10 protein-coding genes are annotated in these 10,429 nt (G+C 39.2%); 4 read left to right on the plus strand and 6 right to left on the minus strand.

Annotated elements, in window-relative coordinates:
* Window positions 1-23: 23 nt before the first annotated feature.
* Together ESP02_RS01510 and obgE are read right to left on the minus strand one after the other, a co-directional pair.
* The gene (locus tag ESP02_RS01510; protein ID WP_010732673.1) at window positions 24-611 is read right to left on the minus strand and encodes a hypothetical protein; all 588 of its coding nucleotides are present in this window, start codon (window positions 609-611) and stop codon (window positions 24-26) included.
* A gap of 164 nt (window positions 612-775) precedes the next feature.
* Complete coding sequence (obgE, locus tag ESP02_RS01515) at window positions 776-2,089, minus strand: GTPase ObgE (RefSeq protein WP_002309385.1); 1,314 nt, start codon at window positions 2,087-2,089, stop codon at window positions 776-778.
* A gap of 288 nt (window positions 2,090-2,377) precedes the next feature.
* Between obgE and gap the strand changes: the two genes are divergently transcribed.
* Window positions 2,378-3,388 (plus strand): type I glyceraldehyde-3-phosphate dehydrogenase, encoded by a 1,011-nt coding sequence (gap, locus tag ESP02_RS01520; RefSeq protein ID WP_002309387.1) that lies wholly within the window; start codon window positions 2,378-2,380, stop codon window positions 3,386-3,388.
* An 85-nt stretch (window positions 3,389-3,473) separates the two neighbouring features.
* On the opposite strand, the gene ESP02_RS01525 is transcribed toward gap, so the two are convergent.
* Together ESP02_RS01525 and ESP02_RS01530 are read right to left on the minus strand one after the other, a co-directional pair.
* Entirely contained in the window at window positions 3,474-4,409 is a 936-nt protein-coding gene (locus tag ESP02_RS01525; protein WP_038398891.1) for an alpha/beta hydrolase, read from the minus strand.
* 162 nt (window positions 4,410-4,571) lie between these two features.
* Window positions 4,572-5,666 (minus strand): DUF871 domain-containing protein, encoded by a 1,095-nt coding sequence (locus ESP02_RS01530; RefSeq protein WP_010732676.1) that lies wholly within the window; start codon window positions 5,664-5,666, stop codon window positions 4,572-4,574.
* 188 nt (window positions 5,667-5,854) lie between these two features.
* Between ESP02_RS01530 and ESP02_RS01535 the strand changes: the two genes are divergently transcribed.
* Window positions 5,855-6,610, plus strand: a complete 756-nt coding sequence (locus ESP02_RS01535) for a peptidylprolyl isomerase (protein ID WP_038398889.1) — start codon at window positions 5,855-5,857, stop codon at window positions 6,608-6,610.
* Between the two features lie 125 nt (window positions 6,611-6,735).
* Here ESP02_RS01535 and fabZ read toward each other — a convergent pair whose 3' ends face one another.
* Window positions 6,736-7,176 (minus strand): 3-hydroxyacyl-ACP dehydratase FabZ, encoded by a 441-nt coding sequence (gene fabZ, locus ESP02_RS01540; RefSeq protein ID WP_002309395.1) that lies wholly within the window; start codon window positions 7,174-7,176, stop codon window positions 6,736-6,738.
* A gap of 218 nt (window positions 7,177-7,394) precedes the next feature.
* On the opposite strand from fabZ, the gene fabI reads away from it, so the two are divergent.
* Complete coding sequence (gene fabI / locus ESP02_RS01545; RefSeq protein WP_002295795.1) at window positions 7,395-8,150, plus strand: enoyl-ACP reductase FabI; 756 nt, start codon at window positions 7,395-7,397, stop codon at window positions 8,148-8,150.
* A 112-nt stretch (window positions 8,151-8,262) separates the two neighbouring features.
* On the opposite strand, the gene ESP02_RS01550 is transcribed toward fabI, so the two are convergent.
* Window positions 8,263-9,315: a branched-chain amino acid aminotransferase gene (locus tag ESP02_RS01550; RefSeq protein WP_073994710.1), complete on the minus strand. Its 1,053-nt coding sequence runs from the start codon at window positions 9,313-9,315 to the stop codon at window positions 8,263-8,265.
* A gap of 125 nt (window positions 9,316-9,440) precedes the next feature.
* Here ESP02_RS01550 and ESP02_RS01555 point away from each other — a divergent pair, with 125 nt between their 5' ends.
* A complete protein-coding gene (locus ESP02_RS01555; protein WP_038398886.1) occupies window positions 9,441-10,361 on the plus strand; it encodes a mechanosensitive ion channel family protein in 921 nt (306 codons plus the stop codon).
* Window positions 10,362-10,429 lie beyond the last annotated feature (68 nt).

The following is a 10,429-nucleotide window of genomic DNA, read 5'->3' on the forward strand; positions in this document are numbered from 1 at the left end:
TTTGAGATTCTCTGCTGTTTTTATTAATTTGAAGATTCGGAACTCTCATTGTCATCGGAAGATTGCAGATGTTTGTCCTCCCAAGTCTTTTGGGCAGCTTCTTTCGCCTGCTTTTCGGCTTCTTTCGCATCGTGCACATCTTTTTCGACATCTTCATAATCCAAACGGGTAATTTCTCCGCCTAATTCCATCATCACTAATTGATTCAATGGACGATTGTCTTCTTCATCCGCAATCAAAATCAGTCCTGTAGCTCCTTCACCGATTTTATTTCCTACAAAGTCGAACACAGTCTGAGCATCTTTTATTTCTTTTGCATCTTGTGTCGCACCAATCATCCCTCCGGCAAACCATCCTAATAGAATCCCTAGCGGCCCACCTAATACGCCAACCAACATACCAATCAACCCACCAGTAGAAGATTTGTTATTACCAGTAAAGTCGATAAAATCTTCTATTTTGAATTGATGGGTTCCATTGGGATCATGGCTGACAACGGCCATCTGTTCTCCTTTGATCGAACGAACAGCATGGAGTTTTTTGATTTCTGAAAATGCCTGATATGCTTGGCTTTCTACTTGAAAATTTAAAATGATTACTCGCTTGCTCATTGAAAACGCCCCTTTCATACCTTCTTGTTATTTATTTTACCTTTAATTGTAAAATAAGAAAAGAAAAGCACTCTTTTCTACCTAATAAAAAAGGAGAATGGCCTCAGCCATACTCCCCTTAGATTTGAAACTATATTTTTTGGTATTTGTTTTTATTTGTTTGCCTATTCGACAAATTCAAATTCAAATTCACCGATACGGACGAGGTCGCCATCTTTCGCCCCACGTGCCCGAAGTGCCTCATCCACACCCATACCACGTAATTGACGAGCAAAACGCATTACCGTTTCATCATGATCGAAATTCGTCATTTGGAATAATTTTTCGATCTTCTCACCGGATAAGATCCACGTTGCATCTGAATCACGATCGATTTGGAACTCAGGACCTTCTGGATTGAATCCATAGTGTACAGTTTCTTCTTCCAGTTCTTCCTCGTACAATGGGAATTCTGGCGTTACTTCTAACAGGTCTGCTGTAGCATTCAATAACGCATCCAATCCTTGTCGAGTCACTCCAGAAATTGGAAATACCGGGATATCATCAGCGAATTCGTCTTCTTTTTCCTTGTTCAGCTGTTCTTTGAATTTCACTAAGTTTTCCTGTGCATCCGGCATATCCATTTTGTTTGCCACGATGATTTGCGGACGCTCTAACAAGCGTAAGTTGTAAGTAGATAATTCTTTGTTGATGGCAAGATAGTCTTCATAAGGATCTCGTCCTTCCATCCCACTCATATCGATCACATGTAAAATAACTCGCGTTCTTTCGATATGACGAAGGAATTGTGTACCTAGTCCAACACCTTGCGAAGCTCCTTCAATCAACCCTGGCAAGTCTGCTGCGGCAAAACTTCTGCCATCACTTGTAGTAACCATTCCCAAGTTAGGGACGAGTGTCGTGAAATGATAAGCGCCGATCTTTGGACGAGCAGATGAAATCACAGATAGCAAAGTCGATTTCCCAACAGATGGAAAGCCTACAAGCCCAACGTCTGCCAATACTTTCAATTCTAGTTCGATTTTTCGTTCTTGTCCTGGTTCCCCGTTTTCAGCAATTTCCGGTGCAGGGTTCCGAGGAGAGGCAAACCGGATATTTCCTCGTCCGCCACGTCCCCCTTTCGCCACAACTAGTGTTTGACCATTTTCAATCAAGTCTCCTAAAAGAGCACCAGTCTCTGCATCTCGGACAGTGGTTCCTTGCGGTACTTTCACATAGGTATCTTCTGAACCACGGCCGTGCATCCCTTTACTCATTCCATTTTCACCTGGCTGCGCTTTGAAATGGCGATTAAAACGAAAGTCCATCAATGTACGCAAACCTTCATCGACGACCAAGATGACATCACCGCCACGACCACCGTCTCCACCAGCCGGTCCGCCGTCAGGAACGTATTTTTCGCGACGAAATGCAACCATTCCGTCTCCGCCCTTGCCAGCTTTCACATCGATCGTTACTTGATCTAAAAACATGGACATAATTAAGTCCTCCTATTATTCAATTTATTTATTTGACTGCCTGAATTTCCACAATAAACAAAAGTCTTCCTTATTTTATCGGTGAAATCTGTTTTTGTCTATCATTTCAGCAAAAAGATTGATTGCCTTCTTCTTTTTTTATTATTTGGTAAGGTTTCCAACCATTTTTCTGCTATCGAGTATAATTTTTTGACAAAATATGCTTTGCGTAGCAGAATAACAGTGTATTAATTGTATTAATTGAGGATGCCGTTTCATAGCACCCCTAATAAAGGAGGAACTTTTGATATGACAGTAAAAGTAGGTATTAACGGATTTGGGCGTATCGGCCGTCTGGCTTTCCGCCGCATCAAAGAAGTATCAGATGATATTGAAGTAGTAGCAATCAACGACTTAACAAGTCCAACTATGTTGGCACAATTATTGCAATTTGACTCTACTCACGGTACTTATCCTGGCACAGTTACTGCAACAGAAGACTCAATCGTAGTGGATGGCGAAGCAACGCGTGTTTATGCAGAACCCGACGCAAGCAAAATCCCTTGGGTAAAAGAAAACGGTGTAGATATCGTACTAGAATGTACTGGTTTTTATACATCTGAAGAAAAAGCGAAAGCGCATTTAGATGCTGGTGTCAAACGAGTAGTTATTTCTGCCCCAGCTGGTGCAATGAAAACCATCGTCTATAACGTCAATGATGATACATTAGATGAAAACGACCGAATCATCTCAGCAGGTTCATGTACAACAAACTGTTTAGCACCTATGGCTTATTTCTTGAATAATGAATTTGGGATCGAAGTTGGTACAATGACAACAGTCCATGCCTACACTTCAACCCAAATGCTGTTAGACGGACCAGTAAGAGGCGGTAATTTACGCGCTGCTCGTTCAGCTGCTGACAACACTATTCCACATTCTACTGGTGCTGCAAAAGCAATCGGCTTAGTTATCCCTGAGTTACAAGGAAAATTACAAGGACATGCGCAACGTGTTCCAGTCGTTGATGGTTCATTAACTGAATTAGTTTCAGTATTGAAAACCAAAGTAACTGCTGATCAAGTAAATGAAGCAATCAAAAAACACACAGTTGACAATCCTTCATTTGGGTATGATGACCGTCAAATCGTTTCTAGCGATGTCATTGGCACAACTCAAGGTTCGATCTTTGATCCAACCCAAACAGAAGTAACAACTGCTGGCGATTTCCAACTTGTCAAAACTGTTGCATGGTATGACAATGAGTACGGATTCACTTGCCAAATGATTCGCTTACTAGAAAAATTCGCTAACTTGTAATTTAATAAATCAAACAATAAAACAAGCCTTTGACTGGGTCCAGTCAAAGGCTTGTTTCTTTTTATCCTCTTGCATTTAAACTAGTTCAATGAACATATTGGCTTAAAAATTGTCGGACTACTTGCTGATACTTTTCAGGATCTGTCTTGTATGCTTCCGCATGCTCGGCTCCTTTTACAACATACTTTTCTTTTGGCCCCTTCGTTGCACGATAAACCTTATCCAACATTTCAAATGGTACAAATGTGTCTGCGTCTCCATGTATAAATAGCATTGGACGCTGGTTTTTCTTCAATTGATCCACTGCACTTGCCTCACCGAAAAAGTAGCCGGCACGGACTTTTGTCACTAGACTCGTTACTTGCATAAGCGGAAATGCTGGAAGACTAAACATATCGTCTAGCTGATACGCAAGCTCATCATGGACAGAAGAATAACCGCAATCTTCAATAATTGCTTTTACGTTATTTGGTAATTTTTCTCCGCTAGTCATCATGACAGTTGCTGCCCCCATGCTGACACCATATAGAACGATTTCTTGCGAGTTTCCATTTTCTTCTAACACTTTGTTGATCCACTGCACATAGTCTTTGCGCTCTGGCCATCCAAATCCAATATAATCCCCTTCGCTTTTTCCATGCCCTCTTGCATCTGGAACAAGGACATTGTAGCCCATATCATGGAACATCTTTGCATAATTGGTCATCGTTTCAGCATCTCCCATGTAGCCATGAGCAACCAGAGCTGTTTTGTCACTTTTCGTTTCAGCAGGAAGATAAATCGCTGATAATTTCAGACCGTCTTTTGAAGTAATCGTCCAATTGCTTCGGTTCTCTTTTGAACTAAACCACTTATGTGCATCCGTTTCTTTGGATGTCTGTGTTGTACCTGGCGTATCTTCATCTAAAAAGTCTTTCTCAGACGGTACGACAGCATAATTATAAAAATAATTCCCTGCAAACAATAGCGCAACGATTAGAACTAGGGCAATGCCTAAAAGGATTTTCATCCAAAGTTTCATAAATTATCCATCTCATTTCTCTTTTTTCATCTAACCTTGAATTAGTATAATCAAAGAATCTCTACTATGCAATGTTCATTTTTATAACCTATAAAAAAACAAAATAAAAAAGCAGAAATAACTGGCTATTTCTAGCGGATTATTTCTGCAGCAACTCATTATCTATTTTTTATTTTCAGTTAATTTAAAGCTTGACCAAGGTTTCAAAAAGTCAAGGAGGAACAATTCGTCATCAGAAATTCTTCCTACAACATTGACCCGTCCGTCATTTTTCATATCCTTCAAGGCGATTTGTGTTTCTCCTTTATATTGACCATACCCTTCATTATCAATCAGCACATCACCATGATGCATATCTCGCGTATTGTGAGGTGGAAAATCTTTCTCTTTATAATATACACGAGTCATCGTCGAACGAAGGATATACTCTGAGCGATCTCCTCGATAACTGTGGAGGTTGTCAAACAAGCAGATTCGTTCGTTTTCTGTAATCCCTTCTTCCGTATCTACTTTCAATGTTGGATAATCTGCATTAAAAGCTTCTGCCATTTCTTTCAATTCTTCTTCGCTTGCATACGCATTTCCAATAGAAATATCATCAATCAGCCCTGTAAGGATCAAATGCTTCACTTGTGTAGCAATCTCAAGGTCTCGGTGGTCTTCTAATGTGCACAAGCCATCTTGTGTAGGCCAAGGGCCAAACTCAGCGGATTGCGAATTGACGAACGCCATCGTATTCAAATTATATTTTCTAAATTTTTCTGAACAAAAAACAAAATGGTCGTAGCCTAAACCAGAATATCGATGAGGATAAAAATTATGAGAACCTAATAAATTATCCGTGTTTGGCGAATAACTCATAATGTTGTCAACATAATTCGTGCCCGAACTCATATTGATCTCGATTTTGATACCGAAAGGATTACGCGTCATTTTTGCTTCTTCTGCTCCGGTGAACCCGATATCCAAGCGAACTCCATAGGCACCCATCTTATGGAAAAAGGATAAGTCATCGTAAGAAATCTCCAACTGTTCAAATAACGCTGGATTGATATCTACCATTACTTCCATGCCTAGGCTATTCGCATAATCAACTACTTCTTTAAATTCTGAAAGAACTTTTTCTTTGTCGTCGTTGATTTGCAGTAAACTGGTAAAAACCCGTTTATACCCATACTTATGAGCTAAATCCAAGTACGCTTTGTCCTTTTCAAATGTTGATCGTTCTGGATAAATCGAGATTCCTAATTTTCCCATATTGCCATTTCCTCCTGCATCTTTTCGTTTTTGTATCCACTTACATTATAGCAAAGACAAGATAAATGGTCTACACCTTTTCTTTTTCTTTTAAAATAAATGATAAATTCCAATAATTTAAGTAGGTATTTCTCCTCTATTTTGTTATCATTAAAGATAACAAAATAGTAAATTGGAAAGGAATAGTTATGAAGAAAAATAAAGTTATTTTAAGTATTAGTTTAGCTGCAGCATTATTGTTTGCTGCTGGTTGTTCCGTAAACAGTACGACTTCTCCTAGTACATCGGCTGAAAGTTCAAAAAATACATCCACTGCGGAAAGTACAACTGCCAGTAGTGTCGATTTGAATGCATTGGAATTGCCACAATTGACGAAAGATGTAGCTGAAAATGAAGATTTGGTCGAAATGGTGACAAATAAAGGCACAATCAAAATCAAATTATTCCCTGAATATGCACCTAAAGCAGTTGAAAACTTTATGACACACGCAAAAGATGGTTACTATAATGGTCTGACTTTTCACCGCGTCATCAAAGATTTCATGATCCAAGGCGGTGATCCTAAAGGCGATGGCACTGGAGGCGAAAGCATTTGGGGAGAAGGATTTGAGACAGAGATCAACAACCACCTTTACAATATAAGAGGTGCGTTATCTATGGCTCGCTCACAAGATCCTAACAGTAACGGCAGCCAGTTCTTTATCGTTCAAAATTCAGATGACATGCATGATGGTCTCTTAAAAGATGATTACCCTCAAGCGATTATCGATGCTTATAAAAACGGCGGTTATCCTTCCCTTGATGGTCAGTACACTGTCTTCGGTCAAGTGATTGAAGGAATGGATGTCGTGGATGCTATTGCAAATGTCGAAACAGATAGTTCAGACAAACCAAAAGAAGAAGTAAAAATTGATAAAATCAATATACTGCAAGAAGCAAAATAAACAGAACATAAAAATAACGTCTGAATCTAGCAAATATGACAAAATGTGCTAGATTCAGACGTCTTCTTTTTACATAAAAAAGCAAGTAAGCATCCTTCTATTTTTCTATAACAACTTTTTTATGATCAAGCATTTTGGTTGACGATGAACGTGAACTCACACTCACAGACTTTTTTATCATCTACATATGCTGCAGATAACGCTGTACCGACTGACCCCTTCATTTTGGTGATTTCAAAATGACATTTCAGTACATCTCCTGGAACAACTTTTTGACGGAATTTGGCCTTATTGATTCCACCGATATAAGCTCGTTTTCCTAGGAACTCTTCTGATTTTAGGATAAGGATCGAACCTGCTTGTGCCAGTGTTTCTAGAATCAACGCACCCGGCATCACTGGATTGTCAGGAAAGTGACCTTGGAAAAAATCTTCATTGATCGTTACATTTTTTGTCGCAACGATCTTTTTTCCTGGTTCTAATGTATCTACATAATCAATATAACAAATAGGATAACGATTAGGGATCAAGTCCATTACTTCAGTAGCAGATAATACATAAGACATAATTAAACTCCTTCTTTCAGGCAATTGCCATTTTCATTACTTTGACTATCAAAGTATCATATTCCTAAATATTTAGCAATCTTTTTTTAATTTAAGAAAAAATAGTTTGACAATCAAAACATTTTGACTAATAATTAAGAAATCAAGAAGTTATTTTAGCTATTATTCTCTATTTTTTACGACTATCAAATTTTTATCAGAAACAAAGGAGAGTCATTATGTCATTTCTAGAAGGAAAAAAAATCGTCATCATGGGCGTCGCTAACAAAAAAAGCATTGCTTGGGGGTGCGCTGAAGCAATGTTGAAACAAGGGGCAGAGATTATCTATACTTACCAAAATGAACGAATGAAAAAATCATTAGTCAAATTGGTCGGCGAAGAAGCATTCACTGTAGAATGTGATGTTTCTAGCGACGAAAGCATCGAAAAAGCAATGAATGCCATCGGTGAATATGCTGGAGAGATCCACGGCCTTGTCCATGCAGTTGCTTACGCCAACAAAGAAGAATTGTCCGGAAATGTGTCTGATATTTCCAGAGACGGCTATCAATTAGCTCAAGATATCAGTAGCTACTCTTTGATTGCTGTATCAAAATACGCACAACCGTTTCTTGCACCAAATAGCGGAATCGTTAGCATGACTTATCTAGGTTCAGAGCGCGCAATCCCGAATTATAACATGATGGGTATCGCGAAAGCTTCTCTTGAAGCAGCTATCCGTTATTTGGCAGCTGAGTTTTCACCTAAAGGCATCCGAGTCAATGGTATTTCAGCTGGAGCAATCAAAACATTAGCTGTCACAGGGGTTAAGGACTATCAAAAACTGATTCAGTTATCTGAATCTCGCACGCCTGATCAGCAAGGTGTAACGATCGAAGAAGTCGGTAATGCTTGTGCTTTCTTGATCAGTCCTCTTTCCAGCGGAATCATCGGTGATATTATCTACGTTGACAAAGGTGTCCATCTTTCATAATCCGTTTGTTGCATTCTTTAAAGTAAAACATATAAAAATCAGGAAAAAACTTTTTAAAGTCTCTTCCTGATTTTTTCTTTTTTTACGTTTTTCTCAACTTATTACTTTGAAATTACTCCACGACTTCAATCCAGCCTTCTGGTGCTTCTATGTCCCCGAATTGAATACCTGTCAATTCATCATACAACCGCTTTGTTACTGGTCCTACTTCCGTTTCGCTATAAAATACATGCAGATTGTTATTGTGGTAGATCCCACCGATCGGAGAAATAACAGCCGCTGTACCACATGCACCAGCTTCTGCAAATTGATCTAGATCATCAATGAAAATATCTCCTTCTATTGCTTGAAGTCCTAGTCGCTCTTCGGCTAATTGCAGCAAAGAGTATTTCGTGATACTTGGTAAGATAGATGGCGATTGTGGAGTGATGAATTTTCCGTCTTTCGTAATCCCAAAGAAATTTGCTGCCCCTACTTCTTCGATTTTCGTGTGTGTGGCTGGATCAAGATAAACACAATCTGAGTAATCCAGTTCTTTTGCTTCTGTTCCTGGAAGTAAACTCGCTGCGTAATTTCCGCCGACTTTTGCTGCGCCTGTTCCCTTAGGAGCAGCACGATCGTAATCAGATACAATAAAGTTCGTTGGTTTTAGCCCACCTTTGAAATACGCTCCTACTGGCGTACAGAAGACGACAAATAAGTATTCTGGAGCAGGATGGACACCAATGTTTTCACCGACCCCAATCAGTAAAGGACGCAAGTATAATGTAGCGCCTGTTCCATACGGAGGCACGAAAGCTTCATTTGCTTTTACCACTTGCTTAACAGCATCAACGAACATTTTTTCAGGGACCATCGGCATCAGCAAGCGTCTAGCACTTTGATTCATCCGTCGACTATTTTGATCAGGTCGAAAGAGATTGACCTTGCCATCTTTTCGACGATAAGCTTTTAGACCTTCAAAACATTGCTGACCATAATGAAGCGCTGGAGATCCTTCATGAATCGTCAGGTAATTATCTTCTGTCAATTCCCCTTCTTCCCATTGTCCGTCTTTCCATTTGGCAATGAAACGCCAAGGAGTTTTGATATAAGAAAATCCTAAATTATTCCAATCGATTTGCATATACTTACCACCTTCGTTATTTTCTCCACATTTTATCATTATCCATATTATTTGTCATTTTATTTTCAGCTTTTTTCCTTCATTATAGCTATTTTTGCTATTTCCTTTTTTGAAAACTTCTTGGTACAATACAGAAAGAATCAAATTTTAGAAAAGAGGATTTTATGTTTTCATTATTAGCAACTGCCGGTACGACAGACTCTTCTGGCGAGACATTGACAGATCAAGCTGTCAGCAAAGTAAATGCGTTTCAGCGGTTTTGGGACGGGATTGATTGGGACGCCATTTTGGCTGCCTTTATCCAAAAAAGTTTATATCTGGTTTTTTTGATCATCCTTTTTTGGATTCTTCACCGTGTGGGAAAATATCTGATTGATAAGTCTTTTAATCAGTATTCTAAAAAAGCCATTCTAAACGAGAGCCGCTTAAAGACTTTACATAGTCTTTTAAATACTATTTTTCATTATACCCTTGGTTTCTTCTTTATCTATGCAATTTTATCTGCTATCGGTGTGCCGATCGGATCACTTTTGGCTGGTGCCGGAATTGCAGGTGTGGCAATCGGTCTTGGTGCCCAAGGGTTCATGAGTGATGTTATTACCGGATTTTTTATTATCATGGAACAACAGATGGATGTTGGGGACTACATCAAGCTAGCAAACTTAACGATTGAAGGAACCGTCGTATCTGTTGGTATCCGTACCCTTCAGCTGAAAGCAACGGATGGTACTGTCCATTTCATCCCGAATCGAAACATCACCACGATCAGCAATCTCTCTCGTGCAAATATGCAAGTACTTTTAGATATCCGGATCGTTCCTGAAGAAGGATATGACAAAATCTATGAGATCATTGATCGAGTAAATCATACATTAGCTGAAAAATACCAAGAAGAGCTTCAAACTGAACCTTCCATCTTTGGTTTAGTGGATCTTGGTAATAGTAATTTTGCTATTCGTACGGTCTGCTACGCATTGAACGGAAAACAATATACCTTAAAAGAAGAGTTCTTGAGCTCCTATGTCAAAGAATTGACAGCTTCTGGGTTCACGATTCCGAACAGTCCAATTGCTGTCGGAAAATAATTTGGTCAAACGATGCAACGAATCTCACTAAAAAGAGCGTGGGGCAAAAGTAAAGAACACTTTTGTTT

This window comes from Enterococcus sp. NBRC 3427, assembly GCF_007996925.1.
Taxonomy (GTDB): Bacteria; Bacillota; Bacilli; order Lactobacillales; family Enterococcaceae; genus Enterococcus_B; species Enterococcus_B lactis.